The organism is Streptomyces sp. NC-S4 (assembly GCF_054353315.1).
Window position 1 is genome coordinate 4,927,501 of the sequence record NZ_CM135937.1, and the last position, 21,638, is coordinate 4,949,138.

19 protein-coding genes and 2 rRNA genes (1 of these 21 running past the window's edge) are annotated in these 21,638 nt (G+C 71.3%); 17 read left to right on the forward strand and 4 right to left on the reverse strand.

Translation table 11 applies throughout. The features are described 5' to 3' along the window. The 10 genes from ACXNSR_RS22110 to ACXNSR_RS22155 form a co-directional block, all read left to right on the forward strand. Window positions 1–1,353 (forward strand): 23S ribosomal RNA (locus ACXNSR_RS22110) (it extends 1,771 nt beyond the left edge of the window). Between the two features lie 77 nt (window positions 1,354–1,430). Then, window positions 1,431–1,547: ribosomal RNA gene (gene rrf, locus ACXNSR_RS22115) — 5S ribosomal RNA — on the forward strand. 200 nt (window positions 1,548–1,747) lie between these two features. Continuing rightward, complete coding sequence (locus ACXNSR_RS22120) at window positions 1,748–2,413, forward strand: HAD family hydrolase (RefSeq protein ID WP_458637259.1); 666 nt, start codon at window positions 1,748–1,750, stop codon at window positions 2,411–2,413. A gap of 43 nt (window positions 2,414–2,456) precedes the next feature. Then, window positions 2,457–3,683 carry an MFS transporter gene (locus ACXNSR_RS22125; protein WP_458637260.1) on the forward strand — a complete coding sequence of 409 codons (1,227 nt, stop codon included), beginning with the start codon at window positions 2,457–2,459 and terminating at the stop codon, window positions 3,681–3,683. Then, a complete protein-coding gene (locus ACXNSR_RS22130) occupies window positions 3,655–4,803 on the forward strand; it encodes an acetoin utilization protein AcuC (protein WP_458643359.1) in 1,149 nt (382 codons plus the stop codon). Before ACXNSR_RS22125 ends, ACXNSR_RS22130 begins: the two co-directional genes overlap by 29 nt. A gap of 93 nt (window positions 4,804–4,896) precedes the next feature. Next, entirely contained in the window at window positions 4,897–5,727 is an 831-nt protein-coding gene (locus tag ACXNSR_RS22135; RefSeq protein WP_458637261.1) for a phosphatase, read from the forward strand. A 114-nt stretch (window positions 5,728–5,841) separates the two neighbouring features. Beyond that, entirely contained in the window at window positions 5,842–6,051 is a 210-nt protein-coding gene (locus ACXNSR_RS22140) for a helix-turn-helix domain-containing protein (RefSeq protein ID WP_008738568.1), read from the forward strand. A gap of 142 nt (window positions 6,052–6,193) precedes the next feature. Then, the gene (locus ACXNSR_RS22145; protein ID WP_003948845.1) at window positions 6,194–6,292 is read left to right on the forward strand and encodes a 30S ribosomal protein bS22; all 99 of its coding nucleotides are present in this window, start codon (window positions 6,194–6,196) and stop codon (window positions 6,290–6,292) included. 95 nt (window positions 6,293–6,387) lie between these two features. Then, window positions 6,388–7,473 (forward strand): NAD-dependent epimerase/dehydratase family protein, encoded by a 1,086-nt coding sequence (locus ACXNSR_RS22150; protein ID WP_458637262.1) that lies wholly within the window; start codon window positions 6,388–6,390, stop codon window positions 7,471–7,473. Then, entirely contained in the window at window positions 7,473–8,459 is a 987-nt protein-coding gene (locus tag ACXNSR_RS22155; RefSeq protein WP_458637263.1) for a lysophospholipid acyltransferase family protein, read from the forward strand. The genes ACXNSR_RS22150 and ACXNSR_RS22155 overlap by 1 nt, the downstream gene beginning before the upstream one ends. A 73-nt stretch (window positions 8,460–8,532) precedes the next feature. Here the strand turns inward: ACXNSR_RS22155 and ACXNSR_RS22160 are convergent, their stop codons facing one another. From ACXNSR_RS22160 to ACXNSR_RS22170, 3 genes are all read right to left on the reverse strand, one after another. After that, window positions 8,533–9,741 carry a DUF5667 domain-containing protein gene (locus ACXNSR_RS22160; RefSeq protein WP_458637264.1) on the reverse strand — a complete coding sequence of 403 codons (1,209 nt, stop codon included), beginning with the start codon at window positions 9,739–9,741 and terminating at the stop codon, window positions 8,533–8,535. A gap of 228 nt (window positions 9,742–9,969) precedes the next feature. Beyond that, complete coding sequence (locus ACXNSR_RS22165; protein ID WP_458637265.1) at window positions 9,970–10,776, reverse strand: ECF subfamily RNA polymerase sigma factor, BldN family; 807 nt, start codon at window positions 10,774–10,776, stop codon at window positions 9,970–9,972. Between the two features lie 360 nt (window positions 10,777–11,136). After that, on the reverse strand, window positions 11,137–12,111 hold the full coding sequence (locus ACXNSR_RS22170; RefSeq protein WP_458637266.1) for an HAD family hydrolase: 975 nt from the start codon (window positions 12,109–12,111) through the stop codon (window positions 11,137–11,139). A gap of 98 nt (window positions 12,112–12,209) precedes the next feature. Between ACXNSR_RS22170 and ACXNSR_RS22175 the strand changes: the two genes are divergently transcribed. The 6 genes from ACXNSR_RS22175 to ACXNSR_RS22200 all read left to right on the forward strand — a co-directional run bounded on the left by ACXNSR_RS22175 (window position 12,210) and on the right by ACXNSR_RS22200 (window position 19,425). After that, complete coding sequence (locus ACXNSR_RS22175; RefSeq protein ID WP_458637267.1) at window positions 12,210–12,497, forward strand: glutaredoxin family protein; 288 nt, start codon at window positions 12,210–12,212, stop codon at window positions 12,495–12,497. 273 nt (window positions 12,498–12,770) lie between these two features. Continuing rightward, window positions 12,771–13,577 (forward strand): redox-sensing transcriptional repressor Rex, encoded by an 807-nt coding sequence (locus ACXNSR_RS22180; protein ID WP_458637268.1) that lies wholly within the window; start codon window positions 12,771–12,773, stop codon window positions 13,575–13,577. Further along, the gene (locus ACXNSR_RS22185; protein ID WP_458637269.1) at window positions 13,574–15,313 is read left to right on the forward strand and encodes a glutamyl-tRNA reductase; all 1,740 of its coding nucleotides are present in this window, start codon (window positions 13,574–13,576) and stop codon (window positions 15,311–15,313) included. The genes ACXNSR_RS22180 and ACXNSR_RS22185 overlap by 4 nt, the downstream gene beginning before the upstream one ends. Then, window positions 15,310–16,278 (forward strand): hydroxymethylbilane synthase, encoded by a 969-nt coding sequence (gene hemC / locus ACXNSR_RS22190; RefSeq protein WP_458637270.1) that lies wholly within the window; start codon window positions 15,310–15,312, stop codon window positions 16,276–16,278. The genes ACXNSR_RS22185 and hemC overlap by 4 nt, the downstream gene beginning before the upstream one ends. Continuing rightward, the gene (locus ACXNSR_RS22195; protein ID WP_458637271.1) at window positions 16,275–17,942 is read left to right on the forward strand and encodes a bifunctional uroporphyrinogen-III C-methyltransferase/uroporphyrinogen-III synthase; all 1,668 of its coding nucleotides are present in this window, start codon (window positions 16,275–16,277) and stop codon (window positions 17,940–17,942) included. Before hemC ends, ACXNSR_RS22195 begins: the two co-directional genes overlap by 4 nt. Before the next feature lie 154 nt (window positions 17,943–18,096). Further along, window positions 18,097–19,425, forward strand: coding sequence for a HEAT repeat domain-containing protein (locus ACXNSR_RS22200; protein ID WP_458637272.1), 1,329 nt, complete (start codon window positions 18,097–18,099; stop codon window positions 19,423–19,425). A 13-nt stretch (window positions 19,426–19,438) separates the two neighbouring features. Here the strand turns inward: ACXNSR_RS22200 and ACXNSR_RS22205 are convergent, their stop codons facing one another. Continuing rightward, window positions 19,439–20,386 carry a helix-turn-helix domain-containing protein gene (locus ACXNSR_RS22205; RefSeq protein ID WP_458637273.1) on the reverse strand — a complete coding sequence of 316 codons (948 nt, stop codon included), beginning with the start codon at window positions 20,384–20,386 and terminating at the stop codon, window positions 19,439–19,441. 125 nt (window positions 20,387–20,511) lie between these two features. Between ACXNSR_RS22205 and ACXNSR_RS22210 the strand changes: the two genes are divergently transcribed. Beyond that, the gene (locus tag ACXNSR_RS22210) at window positions 20,512–21,561 is read left to right on the forward strand and encodes a saccharopine dehydrogenase NADP-binding domain-containing protein (RefSeq protein ID WP_458643360.1); all 1,050 of its coding nucleotides are present in this window, start codon (window positions 20,512–20,514) and stop codon (window positions 21,559–21,561) included. Window positions 21,562–21,638 lie beyond the last annotated feature (77 nt).

The window sequence follows — 21,638 nt, forward strand, 5'->3', positions numbered from 1 at the left end:
ATCCTATGCTGTCGAGAAAAGCCTCTAGCGAGTTTCATGGCGGCCCGTACCCTAAACCGACTCAGGTGGTCAGGTAGAGAATACCGAGGCGTTCGGGTGAACTATGGTTAAGGAACTCGGCAAAATGCCCCCGTAACTTCGGGAGAAGGGGGGCCATCACTGGTGATCGGACTTGCTCCGTGAGCTGGGGGTGGCCGCAGAGACCAGCGAGAAGCGACTGTTTACTAAAAACACAGGTCCGTGCGAAGCCGTAAGGCGATGTATACGGACTGACGCCTGCCCGGTGCTGGAACGTTAAGGGGACCGGTTAGTGACCTTTCGGGGTTGCGAAGCTGAGAACTTAAGCGCCAGTAAACGGCGGTGGTAACTATAACCATCCTAAGGTAGCGAAATTCCTTGTCGGGTAAGTTCCGACCTGCACGAATGGCGTAACGACTTCTCGACTGTCTCAACCATAGGCCCGGTGAAATTGCACTACGAGTAAAGATGCTCGTTTCGCGCAGCAGGACGGAAAGACCCCGGGACCTTTACTACAGTTTGATATTGGTGTTCGGTTCGGCTTGTGTAGGATAGGTGGGAGACTTTGAAGCAGCCACGCCAGTGGTTGTGGAGTCGCCGTTGAAATACCACTCTGGTCGTGCTGGATGTCTAACCTCGGTCCGTGATCCGGATCAGGGACAGTGTCTGATGGGTAGTTTAACTGGGGCGGTTGCCTCCCAAAGGGTAACGGAGGCGCCCAAAGGTTCCCTCAGCCTGGTTGGCAATCAGGTGTTGAGTGTAAGTGCACAAGGGAGCTTGACTGTGAGACCGACGGGTCGAGCAGGGACGAAAGTCGGGACTAGTGATCCGGCGGTGGCTTGTGGAAGCGCCGTCGCTCAACGGATAAAAGGTACCCCGGGGATAACAGGCTGATCTTCCCCAAGAGTCCATATCGACGGGATGGTTTGGCACCTCGATGTCGGCTCGTCGCATCCTGGGGCTGGAGTCGGTCCCAAGGGTTGGGCTGTTCGCCCATTAAAGCGGTACGCGAGCTGGGTTTAGAACGTCGTGAGACAGTTCGGTCCCTATCCGCTGTGCGCGTAGGAATATTGAGAAGGGCTGTCCCTAGTACGAGAGGACCGGGACGGACGAACCTCTGGTGTGCCAGTTGTCCTGCCAAGGGCATGGCTGGTTGGCTACGTTCGGGAGGGATAACCGCTGAAAGCATCTAAGCGGGAAGCCTGCTTCAAGATGAGTATTCCCACCTCCTTGAGAGGGTAAGGCTCCCAGTAGACGACTGGGTTGATAGGCCAGATGTGGAAGCCCGGTAACGGGTGAAGCTGACTGGTACTAATAGGCCGAGGGCTTGTCCTCAGTTGCTCGCGTCCACTGTGTTAGTTCTGAAATAACGAACAGCTGTGAAAACACCAGCGTTCTAAATTTCATAGTGTTTCGGTGGTCATAGCGTTAGGGAAACGCCCGGTTACATTCCGAACCCGGAAGCTAAGCCTTTCAGCGCCGATGGTACTGCAGGGGGGACCCTGTGGGAGAGTAGGACGCCGCCGAACAATCATTGTGGGAAAGCCCCGCACCTTATGGTGCGGGGCTTTTCTGCGTTTACGGGGCGGATGGACTCCGGCCGCGCACCCGGACCGCGCCGGCCTCACGTCTCACGGCTGTCGTCCGAATGGCCGCAGCAGTCCGATGACGCGTCGTCGGCGGCCCGGCGAGACGGGCCCTACGTCCCTTTAGTTCGTACTGTGGGGGTATGGGCTACGACCTCGTCATCTTCGACAACGACGGCGTGCTGGTGGACAGCGAGCCGCTCGCCAACAGCATCCTCGCCGGGTACCTGACCGAGCTGGGGCACCCGACCACCTACGAGGAGTCGGTCCGCGACTACATGGGGTCCGCCGTGCACCGGGTGCACGACCTCGTCGTCGAGCGGACCGGGCAGCAGTTGCCGGCCGACTTCGACGAGACCCTGCACGCGCGGACCGTCGCCGCGTTCGAGCAGGAGCTGAAGCCCGTCCCCGGTGTGGAAGAGGTGCTGGGCGCGCTGACCGCGCAGGGGGTCGGGTACTGCCTGGCCTCCTCCGGGAGCCACGACCGCATCCGGGTCGGGCATCGGGTGGCCGGGCTCGACGGATGGTTCGAGGAGGAGTGGATCTTCAGCGCGCAGGACGTGGGCCAGGGGAAGCCGGCTCCCGACCTGTACCTGCACGCGGCGCGGCAGATGGGCGTGGAGCCCGGCCGTTGCGTGGTCATCGAGGACAGCCCGCTCGGTGTCCGTGCCGCCGTCGCGGCGGGCATGGACGTGTACGGGTTCACGGGCATGCTGCCCGCCGACCGACTCCCCGGAGCCACCGGGTACTTCGGTGACATGAAGCAGCTCACCGGACTGCTCGGGCTGGAAGCCGGACTGGGTATGTGATCTCTCTACCCACGGGTAGCCCGTGGCCCTACGCTGGCCCGCCATGACGGATGATGTGCGGCTGCGGCGCGGCCGCGGCGCTCTGGGGTTCAGTTTCTTCGTGCAAGGCGTCGCCTTCGCGCTGCTCGTGACGCGGATCCCGGCCATCCAGGACCGGTACGGGATATCCGACGGCCTGCTGCCCGCCTTCCTCGCGGCCGTGCCGGTGCTCGCGGGCGCGTCGAGCGTGGCCACCGAGCACCTGGTGAAACGGGTGGCGCCCAGCGTCGTACTGCGGTGGGCGCAGCCGCTGGTGCTGCTGTCCCTGCTGGCCGTCGGGGCCGGTAGCCGGATGTGGCACGTGGCGGTGGCGCTGGGGGCGTTCGGGCTGTCGGTGGGTGCGCTGGACGCCTCGATGAACATGCTCGGGGTCAGCCTGCAGCGGGCGTACGGGCGGAGCATCATGCTGGGCTTCCACGCCGCGTACAGCCTCGGCGGGATCCTGGGGGCCTCGGCCGCGTGGGCGGGCGCGCACTGGGAACTGGACCTCTTCGTCAGCTATCTGCCGGCCGTGGTCGTGCTGCTGCCGTCGGCGCTGCTGGGGAGCCGGCACTACGTCGACGGGACGGCGGGTCAGGGGGAGAGCGGCGGGAAGGGGACGGGGGCCGGCGGGTTCAAGCTGCTGTTGCCGCTCTGCCTGGTGATGGCGTGCGCGTACATCGGGGACTCCACGGTGGCGAACTGGAGTGCCAAGTACCTCCAGGACGTGCTGGGGAGCTCGGAGCAGATGGCGACCGTCCCCTACAACGTGTACATGGTGACCACCCTCGTGGGGCGGGCCGTCGGGGACCTGGGCGTGCGGCGCTTCGGGGCGGCGGCCGTGGTGCGGGCCGGGACGCTGGTGGCGGCCGCCGGGTTCGCCGTGGTGGCGGCGGCGCCGGGGGCGTGGGCGGGCATGCTCGGCTTCACGCTGCTGGGGATCGGGCTGTGCGTGATCGTGCCGCAGACCTTCGCCGCCGCGGGACGTCTGTTCCCGGGGGCGTCCGACACGGCCGTCGCGCGGCTGAACATCTTCAACTACGTCGGCTTCCTGATCGGGTCGCCGCTCGTCGGGGCGGTCGGTGACGCGTGGAGCTACCGGGGCGCGATGCTGGTGCCGATGGCGCTGGTCCTGGTGACACTCTTCCAAGCCCGCTCGTTCGGCTCCGAGGGCGCCCGATACGGTGTCCGGCATGAGCGGCGAGCCGGTGACCGGGCTGTTGATGTGGGACGAGGCGGTAACGGGGTATGACTTCGGACCGAGCCATCCGATGGACCCGGTGCGCCTGGCGCTGACCATGGGCCTGGTGCGCGCCTTCGGACTGGACCGGGCGATGGAGGTACGGGCGGCGCCCGCGGCCGGGGATTCGACGCTGCGGCTGGTCCATCGGGAGGACTACGTCGCCGCGGTGCGCGAGGTGTCGGCAGACCCCGGGACCGCGGACGGCTCGTACGGGCTGGGGACCCTGGACGATCCGGCCTTCCACGGGATGCACGAGGCGTCCGCGCTGATCGCCGGGCAGTCCGTGGCGGGCGCGGAGGCGCTCTGGCACGGTGAGGCCGAGCACGTCGTGAACTTCGCCGGCGGGCTGCACCACGCGATGCCGGGCGGGGCGGCCGGCTTCTGCGTCTACAACGACGCTTCGCTGGCGGTGGCACGGCTGCTGGAGCTGGGGGCCGAGCGGGTCGCGTACGTGGACGTGGACGTGCACCACGGGGACGGTGTGCAGGCGGCCTTCTGGGACGACCCCCGGGTGCTGACCATCTCGATGCACGAGCATCCGCGGACGCTGTTCCCGCAGACCGGCTGGCCCGAGGAGACCGGCGGGCCGGGGGCGGAGGGGTCGGCGGTGAACATCGCGCTGCCGGCCGGGACCGGGGACGAGGGCTGGCTGCGGGCCTTCCACGCGGTCGTGCCGGAGCTGCTGGCGGACTTCCGGCCGCAGGTGCTGGTGACCCAGCACGGGGCCGATACGCACTTCGAGGACCCCCTCGCCCACCTGGCGGTGTCACTGGACGCCCAGCGGGCCGTCCAGGAGGCCTGTCACCGGCTCGCGCACGAGTACGCGGACGGGCGGTGGCTGGCGCTGGGCGGGGGCGGTTACGCGGTGGTGGACGTCGTCCCGCGGTCGTGGACGCATCTGGTGGGGATCGCCGCCCACCGGCCGGTGGATCCCGGGACGGCGGTGCCCGCTTCGTGGCGGGACGAGGTGTACGCGCGGACGCGGCAGTTGGCGCCGGCCCGGATGACGGACGGGCGGACCCCTTCGTGGCCGGACTGGGACGCGGGCTACGACCCGGCGGACCGGACGGACCAGGCCGTTCTGGCCACGCGTCGGGCGGTGTTCCCGCTGCGCGGCATGCTGACCTGACGTGCGGTCCGGGGCTGGCGCATCGTTACGCCAACTGTGGGGCTGTTCGGTGGAATTGATGAACCGCCAGATGGGTTGGGGCAGCATCGGAGGGTGTTGAGCACCGGCGCGCTGCGTGCGCATCTGCTGGCCGCCCGGTTGGCCGGGCCCGTCGCCACCTCGCGGGAGGAGAGCCTGCGCAGTTACCGGCTGTTCGCGGCGCGGGATCCACGGGTGATGCTGGGGCTGGATCCGGAGTGGGCGTGGGGCGAGGGTGATCTGCTGAGGCTGATGGCGGACAAGTGCGGGGTCTCGGCGGACCCGGCGCACGTCAGCGGGCCGGACGTGATCGATCCGGAGCGGACGGTGGCCGCGCTGGAGGCCTTCGCGGGGCGGCTGTGCGAGGCGGCGAGGGTGCGGTCGCCTGTGTTGTTCGGGACGGGCCATCCGCATCGACTCCTGGGTTTCTACGCCGGTTTGGCGGAGGCGTTGTCGGCGGCGGGATGTGTTGTCCTCACCCCGGCGCAGGGGGTGAGCGTCGACATGGCGACGCGGTTCGGCGTACGCACGCACAGCATCGAATACGTACGGGGGGTCGCACTGGTGCGGGAACCCGGCGTGCGGGTGCCGGGAAGTGCGACCGGCGTGCACAGCCATTCGCCGCTGCCGGTTCGGGTGGCGCTGGGGGCCCTCGCGGAGGCCGGCGGGCCGCTGCCGGAGCTGGTGGTGGGGGACCACGGGTGGGTCTGCGGCGCAGGTCAGCTCGGTGTGGAGGCCATCGGGCTGGCGGATACGGATGATCCCGCGCTGTTCGTCGGGGAGGCCGAGGGGCGCGTCTCGGTGGCCGTTCCACTTGATGACGCGGTGCGAGCGGACTACTACCGACCGCTCACGCGATACGTGCTCGGCCGCGCGAGTCTGACGGGGCGGCAGGAGTGGCCGTAGCTCCTCTTCCCCACTCGTATCACGCGCCCCTACTCTGGGGAGTGAGCGTGCGACGACGAGGAGTAACCGGAGGGGAAGCCGGTGCCCGTCATGCGCGGAAGGTCAAGGTGTGTCATGGCTGCTGGCGAGAGGCCTCTCAGTGAGGTTCAGTTCCTGACCGTGGCGGAGGTCGCCTCGGTGATGCGAGTGTCGAAGATGACCGTGTACCGGCTGGTGCACAACGGTCATCTGCCCGCAATCCGGGTGGGCCGGTCCTTCCGGGTCCCCGAGAACGCGGTCCACGAGTACCTCCGAGAGTCCTATGTGGGGGTGGAGTCGGCCTGATACTGAGGCTCGGGAAGCCCCCGGCTACGACGCGGAAGCGCTCGGATTACAAGCTCAGAGCTCGGGCGGGTAGGCTAGGCCGACGTAGGTCGTGTGGGCCCAGACGCCCCGCACCAGTGAAGAGAAGTGAGCGAGGGTAGTCGTGGGCTCTGTTATCAAGAAGCGGCGCAAGCGGATGGCTAAGAAGAAGCACCGCAAGCTGCTCAAGCGCACCCGCGTCCAGCGCCGTAACAAGAAGTAAACGGCAGCTGTACGTGTTCTCCGCAGCCCCTCCACCATCCTTGGTGGAGGGGCTGCGGTGCAGCCGGGGGACTTCTCGAGGGAGGCGCTGAGCTCGTGGGGAAGGTCGTACTCGTCACCGGGGCTGCCCGGCAGTTGGGCGGCCGCTTCGTGCGCCGGATCCAGCGTGATCCGGACGTCGAGCGGGTGATCGCGGTGGACGCCGTGACACCGCCGCACCGGCTGGGATCGGCGGAGTTCGTCCGTACGGACATCAGGCAGTCGGCGATCGCCAGAGTGCTGGCCGAGCACGCCGTGGACACGGTGGTCCATCTGGCGGTCACCGGAGGCAGCGCGGGAACGGGCGGTGCGCACAGCACCGTCAAGGAAACGAACGTCATCGGCACCATGCAGCTCCTCGGGGCCTGCCAGAAGTCGCCGACGGTACGACGGCTCGTGGTGAAGTCCAGTACCAGCGTCTACGGCGGCACCCCCCGGGACCCGGCCGTCTTCACCGAGACCACGCAGCCGAAGTCCCTGCCGGCGGGCGGCTTCGCCAAGGACGCCGCCGAGGTCGAGGGCTACGTACGGGGCTTCGCGCGCAGACGGCCGGACGTCGCGGTGTGCGTCCTGCGCTTCGCGAACATCCTGGGGCCCTTCGCGGACTCGGCGCTCGCCGAGTACTTCTCCATCCCGGTGATGCCGACGGTGCTGGGGTACGACCCGCGGCTGCAGTTCGTGCACGAGGACGACGTCCTCGAAGTGCTGCGGCTGGCGGCGCGGGAGCCCCGGCGCGGGACCTTGAACAGCGGGACGTTCAACATCGCGGGTGACGGAGTACTGCTGCTGTCGCAGTGCTCGCGGCGGCTCGGGCGGCCCACGCTGCCGCTGCTGCTGCCGGCGTTGAACTGGGTGGGTGCCGCGCTGCGGGCGGTCGGGGCCAGTGACTTCTCGCCGGAGCAGATAAGGCTGCTCACCCACGGCCGGGTCGTGGAGACCACGCAGATGCGCGAGGTCCTCGGCTTCGAACCGCTCTACACGACCGCCGAGACCTTCGCGGACTTCGCGCGGAGCCGGGGGACGGGGCTGCTGCCGCCGGAGCGGGTCGGACGGGCCGTGGACCGGGTGGCGGCCATGCTGGACGCAGAGGGGCTCGACGGGCTCAAGGACGACGCCTACGCGGCTGAAGGAGCGAAGCGATAGTGGCGGACGCCAAGGTCATTCCGTTCGACGAGGACCGGCCGCGGCGGCGGATCCCCCGCCGGGTGCGGGCGGTACCCGCTGCCGAGCCGGTGGTGGAGCCGTCGGACGCTCCCCAGCCGGCGCCGGCGCCTGCGGCGGCGCCCGGTGACAGCTGGGACCGGCGGATCGCCGGCGGGCTGGCGTTCCTGCGGCGGCGGGTCACCGGGGACTACGAGGTCGACGACTTCGGCTACGACAAGGAGCTGACGGACCAGGTCCTGATGTCCCTGATGCGGCCGCTCTACGACAAGTACTTCCGGGTCGAGGTCAAGGGCATCGAGAACATCCCGGCGGAGGGCGGCGCGCTGATCGTGGCCAACCACTCCGGGACGCTGCCGCTCGACGGGCTGATGCTCCAGGTCGCCGTGCACGACCACCACCCGGCGGAGCGGCACCTGCGGCTGCTGGCGGCGGATCTGGTGTTCATGCTGCCGGTGGTCAACGAGCTGGCCCGCAAGGCGGGGCACACCCTGGCGTGCGCGGAGGACGCGCAGCGGCTGCTGGAGGCCGGGGAACTGGTCGGTGTGATGCCGGAGGGCTTCAAGGGGATAGGGAAGCCGTTCGGGGACCGGTACAAGCTGCAGCGGTTCGGGCGCGGCGGGTTCGTGTCGACGGCGCTGCGGGCGGGCACGCCGATCGTGCCGTGCTCGATCGTGGGGGCGGAGGAGATCTACCCCATGGTCGGCAACGCGAAGACGCTGGCGCGGCTGCTGGGCGTCCCGTACTTCCCGATCACGCCGACGTTCCCGTGGCTGGGGCCGCTGGGCGCGGTGCCGCTGCCGACGAAGTGGACGATCCAGTTCGGGGAGCCGATCCCGACGGACGGGTACGCCGCGGAGGCGGCGGAGGACCCGATGCTGATGTTCAACCTCACGGACCAGGTGCGGGAGCAGATCCAGCACACGCTCTACAAGCTGCTGGTGCAGCGGCGGTCCGTCTTCTTCTGACGCACTGTCGGCGCAAGGCCGAAGGGAAGGGCGGGGCTGCTGTGGCAGCCCCGCCCTTCCTCGTCACCAGGCGTTACTCGGCGTCCTCCGCGCCCAGGCCCAGGCCCGGAAGGAGTCCCGGGAGCAGGGGCGGGATGGTGATGTCCGGCTTCGGGTTCTCCGGCGTGCCCGAGGGGGGCGGGGCCGACTGTCCCGCGGGCGGGTTCAGCAGGTCGCCCGTACCGCCGAGGAGACCGCCGGCGGGCGGCCGGGAGGTGCCCGAGGGGGACGGCGCCGCGGGGCTGCCGGACGGCGTGCTGCCGGCGGCCGGGGCGGACGGGTGGGTGCCGCTGGGGGTGCCCGGCTTGGCGGACGAGCCGGGGGTGCCTCCGGTGCCGCGGGTCTGCTCCGGTGCCTTGGGGAGCAGGCTCTGCAGCGGCGCCACGTCTTCGTCTATGGCCTGGAAGACCGAGTCCACCTCACCGCCCACGTCCGTGAGCTGCGCCGGGAGCTTCTCGCGGAGCTTGCCCCACGCGTCGCGGTGGGAGCGGGAGAACGACGACAGCTTCTGGATCGGGCCGAGCGAGCCGTCCCGTTCGTACGCGGCCTGGAGGAGGCGGTGGCCCTCCTCCGCGTCGTGCTTCACGCTCGCCAGGGCCCGGCGGATCGCGCCCAGGGACTCGTGGTCCAGGTCGCCCAGCCGGCCTCGTTCCATCAGCCGACGGGCTTCCGACAGGCGGTTCGAGGCCTGGTCGAGATAGAGCTCGCCCCGGTCCGAGTCGTCGTCGGCCATCCCCAGCTTCAGGTCCTCCATGCCCCGCTTCACGGGGTAGAGGTTGTCACCGGGCAGGGCGTCGGAACTGGCAGCGGCCACTCCGCTGAAGGCCCCCGCGGCCACACCCACGGTGAGGCCGCCCGCTGCGATGCCCTTGGACCAGCGGGAGCGGGGCCGCAATTTCCGGAGCGGCGTCGCCCGGTGGGCGCCGCGGCCGGTCCGCTGTTCGGGCAGCTGAGGGTCCGAGGCGGCACCGCCCCCGGCCCTCTCTTCCAGCTCCATGGCCTCCATGGCGGCAATGAGCTGGGCTCGTTGCACCACTTTGACCTCGGGGTCCAGCGCTGGGCGCGGCATTCTTTCGCCGAGCACGCTCGCCAGGGCCAACAGCCGGTCGTGGTCGGCAGGTTCGGCAGGTGCCTCGGACTGCTCGGCCGCCGAGTCCGGATCTGGAAGGTCGGACGGGGTCCGATCCTCCAGGGCCTGGGCGAAGGCGTTCGCCCGCCGGTGCGGGGTCACGTTCGCGATCACTGGCGGCACCTCCTCTCGTCATGACGATCGACTCCCCAAGGTGTCCGGAAGGTTGCCTTCCTTGAGCGCATCCACACTTTCGAGTGAGCGGCTTCAGGCAAGGCGTGTCCACAGGGAGCCTGCATTCCGCACAACGAGCGTCGCGGCACTTGGGTTACGGACGAAGGATGATCTGACCACAGCGTCATCGAGGGGTCACCGAATGTGAGGTTGTCTGGTGTCGGAGGGTCAGCGGGCGTCTTCGGGGAGGAGGCGGGCCAGGGTGCGCACCGCCCGGTACTGGAGCGTCTTGATGGCGCCCTCGTTCTTCCCCATCACCCGGGCCGTCTCGGCGACCGAGAGGCCCTGCAGGAAGCGCAGGGTCACGCACTCCTGCTGCTGTGGATTGAGCTTGCGCACGGCCTCCAGGAGGGCCGCGTTGGAGAGGGACTCCAGGACGGAGTCCTCGGGGCTGCGCTCGACCTCGTTCGCGTCGAGCATTTCGCCGGTGGTGACCTCCAGCCGGAAGCGGCTGGACTTGAAGTGGTCCGCCACCAGGTTGCGGGCGATCGTCACGAGCCAGGCGCCGAAGTCGCGGCCCTGCCAGGTGAAGGTGGAGATCCGGCGCAGGGCGCGCAGGAACGTCTCGCTGGTGAGGTCCTCCGCGGTCGCCTTGCCGCCGACGCGGTAGTAGATGTACCGGTAGACCGTGTCGCTGTACTGGTCGTACAGGCGGCCGAAGGCCTCGGCCTCGCCCGCCTGGGCGCGCTCGACCAGATCCATCATGCGGGCCTGGTCGCTGTCCGCCGTGGGGCGGCGATGGGTGGTCTGGGTGCCGGTGGCGTTCGAGCCGCCGCCGCCGCGACCTCGTCTGCCCACCGTCGCGCCCCCGTCGGTCAGGGCATAGCAAGGACCGGCCGGGCCGAGGCCGGCAGGGACCGCGGCGGCGAAGGCGGGGGCGGCGTACGCGGTGGGGACGAAGCCGCGCAGGTGGTCGAGGACCGTTGCGCGCAGCTGAGCCAGGCCCGAGGCGTCAACCCCGACAGGTGGGTACACGGGACTCCCAGAGGCAGAGCTTCCATCACGTGCAGTGCGGAACCGTTCACCCGTCGTGGCGACAGATGGCCGGTGGCATGCGTTTGAGGAGAATAACGCTTCGTACAGGCAGTGCTACACCCAGTTGCTCAAATCACCGGTTCCGACACTTCTGTTGCGTGTCGAGGGCATATTCAGTCGCAGTTGGTGATCGATTCTTGATCGCTTGAGTGCGCGGAATGGACGCTTCCAAGGAGTCCCACGACCGAGTCGGGCATGCCGGAGTGCCGCACCGGGGGCGCGGGTAGAGGTGTGCGAATGTCCGGGCGGGGCCGTGGTCCGGGCGGGCCCGGGGCTCACGGGGCCCCGGGCCTGGTGTTGTTACTTGCGGCGGCGGTGCAGGGCGATGGCCGCGGCGGCGCCGCCGGCGATCGCGCCGACGCCGGCGGCCGCCGGGACGCCGACCTTCACGGCCTTGCGGCCGGTCCGATAGTCGCGCAGTCGCCAGTCGTTGGTGCGGGCATGCTTGCGCAGTTTTGTGTCGGGATTGATCGCGTACGGATGCCCGACCAGCGAGAGCATGGGGATGTCGTTGTGCGAATCGCTGTACGCGGCGCAGCGTTCGAGGTCGAGCCCCTCGGCGGCGGCCAGGGCGCGGACGGCCTCCGCCTTCGCGGGGCCGTGCAGCGGTTCGCCGACCAGGCGGCCGGTGTAGATCCCGTCGACGGACTCGGCGACGGTGCCCAGGGCCCCGGTGAGGCCCAGGCGGCGGGCGATGATCGTGGCCGTCTCCACGGGGGCGGCCGTGACCAGCCAGACCTTCTGGCCGGCGTCGAGGTGGGCCTGGGCCAGGGCGCGGGTGCCCGGCCAGATCCGCTCGGCCATGTACTCGTCGTAGATCTCCTCGCCGATCGCCATCAGCTCGGAGACCTTGTGGCCCTTGACGATGGACAGGGCGCTGTCGCGGGCGTCCTGCATGTGCTCGGGGTCCTCGACCCCGGCGAGCCGGAACCAGGCCTGCTGCCAGGCGAAGCGGGCGAGCTCGCGGCGCCGGAAGAACTCGCGCTTGTAGAGGCCGCGACCGAAGTGGAAGATCGCGGCGCCCTGCATGACGGTGTTGTCGAGGTCGAAGAAGGCGGCGGCGAGATCGTCGCCGGCGACCGGGAAGACGGGTTCGTCCGGGGTCTGCTCCGGGCTCTCTCCGGCCCGGGATTCCGGTTCCGTTTCTGGTTCGGTGAGCGCCGGGGCCTCGGCCAGAGCGGTCTTGCGGGCGGCCTCGGCCGAGGCCTCGCCCGCCAGCACGCTGCGTGCCGTGGCGGAGCGCCGACGAGAGGGGAGCCATCCGGGAGCGGCCATGACGCGAGCATAGCCACTGTGTTCGGGAGTTCCCGAACCGATGGGATGCGGAGGTGTGAACTCTTCGGGGCGCTGCTGTTACGTGCGGGCGCGGGAGAATGGGTGGCATGAGCCCTTTTTTGCGCCGCAAGGAAAAGAAGAGTCCCGGTGAGCGGACGGTGACGCTCATCGGGAAGCCCGGGTGCCACCTGTGCGACGAGGCGGAGGAGGTGGTCGCGAAGGTGTGCGCCGAGACGGGTGCGCAGTGGGAGAAGAAGGACATCTCGCAGGACGAGGAGCTCTACCGGCTGCACTGGGAGCAGATTCCGGTCGTGCTCGTGGACGGCGAGCAGCACACCTTCTGGAGGGTGAACCCCGACCGGCTCCGGCGGGCGTTGGAGGCCTGACCCTCCTCCCGGTTACCATCATGGGCGATTTGTGGGGTCTCGGGGGCGTATCTGTGAGGAGTGTGCACGGTTTTGCCCCCTTTGGGATTTGAACGGGTTCGACGTGCCGATGGTTCCGGCTTTAGGTGCCGGAGTTGCGTGACCCCGGTCACTTTGGTCGGACAAACCGGACACAATCTTTGTGCACGCGTTCACAAAGGCATAGCCTGCTGTCGACGGGGCGGTCCTGGGACAAGTGGCCGCCTGCAGCCCCGCTCATCCCGCAGGAGCATCGTGGCAACTGGCCGAACTCACCGACCGGCGACCCGCAGCCGAGGTATTCCCGAGGCCACTGTCGCCCGGCTTCCGCTGTACTTGCGTGCCCTCACCGCGCTCTCCGAGCGATCGGTGCCCACGGTGTCCTCCGAGGAGCTCGCGGCCGCCGCCGGAGTCAACTCCGCGAAGCTGCGCAAGGACTTCTCGTACCTCGGTTCCTACGGGACCCGCGGTGTCGGCTACGACGTCGAGTACCTCGTCTACCAGATCTCCCGTGAGCTCGGCCTGACCCAGGACTGGCCGGTCGTCATCGTCGGCATCGGCAACCTCGGCGCCGCCCTCGCCAACTACGGCGGCTTCTCCGCGCGCGGCTTCCGCGTCGCGGCCCTCATCGACGCCGACCCGGCGATGGCCGGCAAGCCGGTCGCCGGCATGCCCGTGCAGCACACCGATGATCTGGAGAAGATCATCTCGGAGAACGGCGTCTCGATCGGCGTGATCGCGACCCCCGCGGGCGCGGCGCAGCAGGTCAGCGAGCGGCTGATCGCGGCGGGCGTGACGTCCATCCTGAACTTCGCGCCGACCGTGCTGTCCGTGCCCGAGGGCGTGGACGTGCGCAAGGTCGACCTCTCCATCGAGCTCCAGATCCTCGCCTTCCACGAGCAGCGCAAGGCCGGTGAGGAAGCGGCCGCCGCTGCCTCCGGCAGCTCCTCCACGGGCGGCGCCGCGGCCGCCGCGGCCGTGCTGCCGCCGGCCGGGCGGACCGCCGCCGAGCAGCGCAAGGGCGGCCCCGACGGCGACGTGCCGGCGGTGATGCCGGCATGAGCCTGCTCGTCGTAGGGCTGAGCCACCGCAGCGCGCCCGTGAGCGTGCTGGAGCGGGCCTCGCTGTCCGCGGACGCCAAGGTGAAGCTGCTGCACGACACCCTCGCCGCCGAACCGGCGACCGAGGCGACCGTGCTGGCCACCTGCAACCGGATCGAGCTGTACGCGGACGTGGACAAGTTCCACGCCGGTGTCGCCGAGCTGTCCACGCTCCTCGCGCAGCACAGCGGGGTCGGGCTGGAGGAGCTCACCCCGTACCTGTACGTGCACTACGAGGACCGGGCGGTGCACCACCTGTTCTCGGTGGCGTGCGGCCTGGACTCGATGGTCGTGGGCGAGGGGCAGATCCTCGGCCAGATCAAGGACGCGCTGGCGCTGGGGCAGGAGCTCCACACCGCCGGGCGGCTGATCAACGACCTGTTCCAGCAGGCGCTGCGGGTCGGCAAGCGGGCGCACTCCGAGACCGGGATCGACCGGGCCGGCCAGTCGCTGGTGACCTTCGGCCTGGAACAGCTGGCCGTGGACGTGCCGGTGGGCGAGTGGGCCGCGGGCAAGCGGGCGCTGGTCATCGGCGCCGGATCGATGTCCTCGCTGGCCGCGGCGACGCTGGCGCGCGTCGGGGTCGCCGAGATCGTCGTGGCGAACCGGACCGCCGACCGGGCGGAGCGGCTCGCGGAGATTCTGGTTGCCTCGGGCACCGGGGTCGCGGCGGTGGCCGTGCCGATGGCCCGGGTCGCCGATGAGCTGACACGAGTCGACGTGGTCGTGTCCTGCACCGGCGCCACCGGGCTCGTGCTGAGCGCCGACGACGTCCTCGCCGCCGTCTCCTGGGGCGCTGCCCCAGACCCCGCGCCTCAAACGCCGGCGGGGCTGGATTCGGCTCCGGCCCAGTCGCCCGCGCCTCAATCTCCCCCAGCTACCGCTGGGCGGGGCCCCCTGGCGGGGCTGGATTCGGCGGGGCCGGACATGGCCGATGTCGTGGCCCGGTTGGCCGCCGCCGCGCAGACGCACGGCCGGCTCGCCGACGCCGGGGCCGCGCGGACGATCAGTGCTCCCGTGGAGGGCGACGGGTGCCCCGTCGGGCCCGACGGGCGCTCCGCGCTGACCGGGGTCGACGCCAACTCCCTCGAACTGCACGGGACCTGGGCCGACCAGGGCGAGGCCGCCGCACAGCGGCAGCCCCGCAGGAGCACCCGTACGCAGCCCCACGCGACCGCCGTCCGGCTCGCGCTGCTCGACCTGGCCATGCCCAGGGACATCGACGCGGCCGTGCACCGGATCCCGGGCGTCCGGCTCGTGGACATCGAGTCGCTCGCGGAGGCGTCCGCCGACGCCCCGATGGCGGCCGACGTCGACGCCGTCCGCGGGATCGTCGCCCAGGAAGTGGCGGCCTTCGGGGCGGCGCAGCGGGCCGCGCACATCACGCCCACCGTCGTCGCCCTGCGCGCCATGGCGGCCGAGGTCGTGGCCATGGAAGTGGCGCGGCTCGACGGGCGCCTGCCCGACCTCGACGAACGGCAGCGCGCCGAGGTGACCCAGACCGTGCGCCGCGTCGTGGACAAGCTCCTCCACGCGCCGACCGTGCGCGTCAAGCAGCTCGCGAGCGAGCCCGGCGGCGCCGGGTACGCGGAAGCGCTGCGCGAACTCTTCGACCTCGACCCTCAGACGGTTGCTTCCGTCAGCCGGGCGGACGCGGCCGATCCGATGAACGACGACGACCCAGGACGGGCATCATGAACACACGTCCCGACCAGCCGCTGCGGCTCGGTACGCGGCGGAGCAAGCTGGCCATGTCCCAGTCGGGGCACGTCGCCGACGCGGTACGGGCCGTCACCGGCCGGGCCGTAGAGCTCGTGGAGATCACGACCTACGGCGACGTCTCGCGCGAACACCTCTCGCAGATCGGCGGGACGGGCGTGTTCGTCACCGCCCTGCGCGACGCGCTGCTGCGCGGCGAGGTCGACTTCGCCGTGCACTCGCTGAAGGACCTGCCGACCGCGCAGCCCGACGACCTCGTGATCGCGGCCATGCCGCGCCGCGAGGACCCGCGGGACGCGCTCGTCGCCCGGGACGGTCTGACCTTCGATCAGCTGCCCGACGGCGCCCGGATCGGTACCGGCTCCTCCCGCCGCACCGCCCAGCTCAACCACCTGGCGCTGTCGCTCGGCAAGCGGATCGAGACGGTGCCCATCCGCGGCAACGTCGACACCCGGATCGGCTTCGTCCACGACGGTGAGCTCGACGCGGTCGTCCTCGCGGCCGCCGGTCTCAACCGGATCGGGCGCGGCGGCGAAGCGACCGACCTGCTGTCCGTCGACAGCGTCCTGCCGGCTCCCGGCCAGGGCGCCCTGGCCGTGGAGTGCCTCGCGTCCGACACGGACCTCGCCGCCGCTCTCGGCGTACTCGACGACCCGCACACCCGGGCCGCCGTGACCGCCGAGCGTTCCCTGCTCGCCGCCCTGGAGGCAGGCTGCAGCGCACCCGTGGGCGCGTTCGCCGACCTGTTGGCCGACGGGGAGACTGTCAATGAAATGCGCCTGCGCGGCGTCGTCGGAACCCTCGACGGCACGACGCTGGTGCAGCTGTCCACCACCGGTCCCGTGCCCCAGTCGTACGACGAGGCCATGGCGCTCGGCCGCGAACTCGCGGACGAGATGCTGGCCAAGGGCGCGGCCGGTCTGATGGGGGAGCGATCGCTTTGAACCCCTCAATTCCGACCACCTCCGCCTATCCGGCCGTCGCCGCCCACGGACGCGTCACCTTCCTCGGTGCCGGCCCGGGCGACCCGGGTCTGCTGACGCTGCGCGCCGTCGAGGCGCTCGCCGCCGCGGACGTACTGATCGCGGAGCCCGAGGTGCTCGAGGTCGTACGGACTCATGCGCGGGCGAACGTCGACACGCCGCAGCTGACGATTGCTGATGAAGTGTCAGCGGCCGCCGGGGTCCCGGTGATCCGGGACGCGGCCAATCTTGTCATGGAGGCCGCACGCTCCGGCAAGCGGGTCGTGCGTGCCGTCACGGGCGACCCCGGACTCGACGGCAACGCCGCCGAGGAGATGCTCGTCTGCGCCACCGCCGGCATCCCCTTCGAGGTGGTGCCCGGCGTCGCGACCGCGGTGGGCGTACCCGCGTACGCCGGTGTCCCGCTGCGCGACAAGCAGGGCGCGGACGTGCGGTTCGTCGACGCGAAGACCGCCTCGGCGCGCTGCTGGAGCGAGGTCGGCGCGAGCGACGGCATCCTCGTCGTGTCGGCGACGCTGGAGACCGTCCCGGCGGCCGCCGCCGAGCTGGTGAGCGCCGGGCGCAAGCCCGACACCCCGCTGACCGTGACGGTCTCCGGTACCACCACGCGGCAGCGGACCTGGTGCGCGACCCTGGGCACCATCGCCCAGGTGTTCAAGCAGGGCAAGGTGCTCCCCTCGCCCGAGGGCGCCCGGCCCGTCATAGCCGTGGTCGGTGAGCACAGCGCCGCCGCGCGGCGCGAGGACCTGTCCTGGTTCGAGTCGAAGCCGCTGTTCGGCTGGCGCGTCCTCGTACCGCGGACCAAGGAGCAGGCCGCTTCGCTCTCCGACCAGCTGCGTTCGTACGGCGCGGTGCCCCACGAGGTGCCGACCATCGCCGTGGAGCCGCCGCGCACCCCGCAGCAGATGGAGCGCGCGGTCAAGGGCCTGGTGACGGGCCGCTACGAGTGGATCGCCTTCACCTCGGTCAACGCCGTGAAGGCCGTCCGCGAGAAGTTCGAGGAGTACGGGCTCGACGCGCGCGCCTTCGCGGGCATCAAGGTCGCCGCGGTGGGCGAGCAGACCGCCGCGGCCCTCGTGGAGTTCGGCGTGAAGCCGGACCTGGTGCCCAGCGGTGAGCAGTCCGCGGCCGGACTGCTGGAGGACTGGCCGCCGTACGACCCGGTCTTCGACCCGATCGACCGCGTGTTCCTGCCGCGGGCCGACATCGCGACCGAGACGCTGGTCGCCGGGCTGATCGAGCTCGGGTGGGAGGTCGACGACGTCACCGCCTACCGGACGGTGCGCGCGTCGCCGCCGCCGGCGGACACGCGCGAGGCGATCAAGGGCGGCGGCTTCGACGCCGTTCTCTTCACGTCCTCGTCCACCGTCCGCAACCTGGTCGGGATCGCCGGGAAGCCGCACAACGTGACCGTCATCGCCTGTATCGGCCCCGCGACGGCCAAGACGGCGGAGGAGCACGGGCTGCGCGTGGACGTCCTGTCCCCGGAGCCGTCGGTGTCGAAGCTGGCCGAGGCCCTCGCCGAGTACGGTGCGGCGCGCCGCGAGGCGGCCAAGGAGGCCGGCGAGACGGTGTTCCGGCCGAGCGAGCGACGGCCGGGCGCGCGGCGGCGTCGTACGACGTGAGCGCCTTAGGCCCGGCCGGGACGCCGGCCCACGGAACGGGTGAGGGGCCCGGGTGCGATCGCACCCGGGCCCCTCACCCGTTCCGGCCCGGGCGCAATCCGGTTGCGGTCCCCCCTCGTCCCGGCGAGGATCCCCGCCGGGACGAGGGGGGCGGATGACGGAGCTGGACGACCGGCTGGCGGAAGCGGTGGCGGCGGGGGACGCGGAGACGGTCCGCACCCTGCTGGCGGAAGGCGCGGACCCGGACACGCCGGGCGGGGACGGGCTGCCGGTGCTGTGCGCGGCGGTCGCGGCGTACGCGTCCGCGGCGGCGGGGGCACTGGTCGAGGGCGGCGCGGATCCCTACCGGGTCCTGCCGGACGGCACGACCCCGCTGGCGCGGGCCGTCGAGGGAGGTTCCCCCGCGGTGTGGGAGGCGGTACGCGGCTCCGCGCCGGTGCGGGAACGCGAGCGGCTGCTCGCCGCCGCCCGGCGGTGGTACGAGGCCGGTGCGGAGGCGGAGCTGCGGCGCCTGACGGGGGTGGACGGACCGGCACGGACCCGGATCGTGCGGGACGGGGAGTCCGACCGGATCCTGGAGATCACCCTCGGCGGGCGGACCGTACGGGACGGGCACGGCGCGATCATGACCGTCCTGGAAGGGGACCTGCGGATCCTGCCGCCGGTCGGGGAACTGATGGCCCGGGCCGTACGGCAGGCCGACGCGTACGGGGACGAGGAGCACGTCGACCGGTCCGCGGCCCTCTGGCACCTCCTGTCGCGGCGGAGCGCCGAAACCTGGCAGGCGGTGGTGGACTTCCACCGGCACCCCTCACCCGCGTACCGGGGCTTCGTCGCCGACTTCCTGGGCCTGGGCACGCTGATGGCCGGCATGACCCGGCACCACCGCTGGTACGAGAAGCGGATCGCCGAGCTGCTCCCCGGCTGGGCGGCGGTGGAACCGGACGGCGGGGTGCTGGCGACGGTGCTCCGCCTGCTGGCCGAGACGTGCCATCCGCAGGCGCGGGCGTTCGGCCTGCGGTACGCCGGACACCCGGACCCGGGGGTGCGCTGCCGGGTGCCGCACATGTTCGAGGCGCCGGGGGACCCGGAGACGGCACGGGTGGTGCGCGGCCTCGGCCGGGACCCGGACGGCGAGGTGCGGTCGTGGGCGGCGGAGGCACTGGACTGCGATGTGGAGGAGGACCGCGAGGTGCTGCTCGCCCTGCTCCGGGACGAGAGCTCGCAGGTGCGGGTGCGGGCCGCGTACTCCGTGAGGTCGGGGCACGACCGCTCGCCGGCCGTCACCGGGGCGCTGGTGGAGCTCCTCGACGCCGACGAACAGGACGAACGGCTGATGGCCGCCTACGCGCTGGCCTGCCGGGACCACCCCGGCACGCCGGAGGCGTACGAGAAGGTGGGCCCGCTGGGCCCGGAGCTCGCCGGAGACCACCGGGCCGACGGGCTGTGGCGGTGGAGGTTCAGGAACGAACCCGCCGGGTGAGGCGGCGCGCCGGTCAGGTGGGGTTCGCGCTGCGGAACGCGCGGCGGTAGCTGTCGGGCGGGACGCCGACGATCCGCTTGAACTGGCGGCGCAGCGTCGTCGCCGTACCCATGCCGGTGGCGACGGCGACCGCCTCGATCGTCTCGTCGGTGGCCTCCAGCAACTCCTGGGCGCGCCGTACGCGTTGGGTCAGCAGCCATTGCAGCGGGGTCTGGCCGGTCACCGCCCGGAACTGCCGTCCCAGGTGGCGCGGGCTCGTACTGGCTCGGCGCGCCATGTCGGTGACGGTCAGCGGCCGGTCGAGGCGTTGCTGGGCCCAGGCGAGCAGCCCGGCGAGCCGGTGGTCGCCGTCGGCTCGCACCGGGGTGGCCACGAACTGGGCTTGGCCGCCCGGCCGGTGCGGCGCCATGACCAGGCGGCGGGCGACGGCGTTGGCGACGGCGGCGCCGTGGTCGAGGTGGACCAGGTGCAGGCACAGGTCCACGGCGGCGGCCTTCCCCGCGGCCGTGAGCACGCTGCCGTTGTCGGTGTAGAGCACGTCCGGGTCGACCTCGGCCAGCGGATGGCGTGCGCCCAGCTCCGCGGCGTGTGCCCAGTGGGTGGTGGCGCGCCGTCCGTCGAGCAGGCCCGCGGCGCCGAGCACGAAGGCCCCGGTGCACAGGGAGGCCACCCGGGCACCCGCCGCGTGGGCCGCGCGTACGGCGTCGACCAGCTCGGGCGGCGGCGGCTCGTCCACGTCCGCGCAGGCGGGCACGATCACGGTGTCGGCCCGGACCAGGCGCTCCAGGCCGTGCTCGGGCTCGACGGTGAACGGGCCGACGCGCACCGGGCCGGGGCCGCAGAGCAGTACGTCGTACCAGCCCTGCGGGGCGTCGGGCGGGGGGTTGCCGAAGATCTCGTGGGCCACCGCCAGCTCGAAGTGCAGCAGGTGACCGGCGGCCGCCAGGGCGACAGTGGGCATGTCCGAAAGTGTACGGGTGCTGTCGTTCCGGACCATCACGTTCGGGCACGGCCCGCGCCGAGACTGGGCGCATCGAGCCGCACAGGGCGCACGGGACGGGGAGCACGATGAGCACGATGAGCACGATGAGCACGGCGGGCGAGGCGCGTACGGCGGGGCCGGTGGTCGTATACGGGGCGACCGGGCACACCGGTCGTTTCATCGTCGCCGAGCTGCGCAGGCGCGGCATCGCCACCGTCGTCTCCGGCCGTGACGGAGCCCGGCTGGAGGAGCTGGCGGCCCAGGACGCGGACCTGCTCGTCAGCCCGGCCGCGGTGGACGACCCGGCCTCCCTGGACCGCGCCCTCGCCGGAGCCGCGGCCGTCGTCAACGCCGCCGGACCGTTCGCGGTGACGGGCGGCCCGGTCGTCGAGGCGGCACTGCGCGCGGGGATCCCCTACGTCGACGTCGCGGCGGAGATCGAGGCCAATGCGGCGATGTTCACCGACCACACGCGGGCGGCCCGCACGGCGCGGGTGCCCGTGGTGCCGGCGATGGCCTTCTACGGAGGCCTGGGCGACCTGCTGGTCGGCGCGGCGATGGGCGAATGGACCGCGGCGGACGAGGTGCACGTCGCGTACGGGCTGAGCAGCTGGCGGCCCACGGCGGGCACCAGGAAGGCCGGAGAGGTGTCCCACGAGCGCCGCGGGGGCCGCCGGGTGAGGTTCTCCGACGGCGCCCTGCGCTACCACGACGACGAGCTGTCGCAGCAGGACTGGGTCTTCCCCGAGCCGCTCGGCCGGCGGGCGGTGATCGCGGAGTTCACCATGGCCGACGTCGTCACCGTGCCCAGCCACGTGGCCGTGCCCGAAGTGCGCACGTACATGGCCGTGGCGGCCGCCCGGGACCTGGCCGGGGCGGACACACCGGCGCCGGAGGCGGTCGACGACCTCGGGCGGTCGGACCAGACCTTCGTCGTCGACGTCCTGGTCCGCGCGGGCGGCGTCGAACGCCGTGCCACGGCCCACGGCCGGGACATCTACGCGGTCACCGCGCCGCTGGCGGTGGAGGCCGTCGAACGCATCCTGTCGGGGCGCATCCGGACGACGGGCGTGGCCTCGGCCGCGGCGATGTTCGACGCACCGGACTTCCTGCGGGCGCTGGCACCGTACCTGTCGGTCGAGGTCCCGCACTGACCGACGGCCGGCCGGGAGCGGGCCGGGAGCCGGGCGGGAGCCGGGCGGGGCCCGGGAGCGGGGGGTCCGGGCTCTAC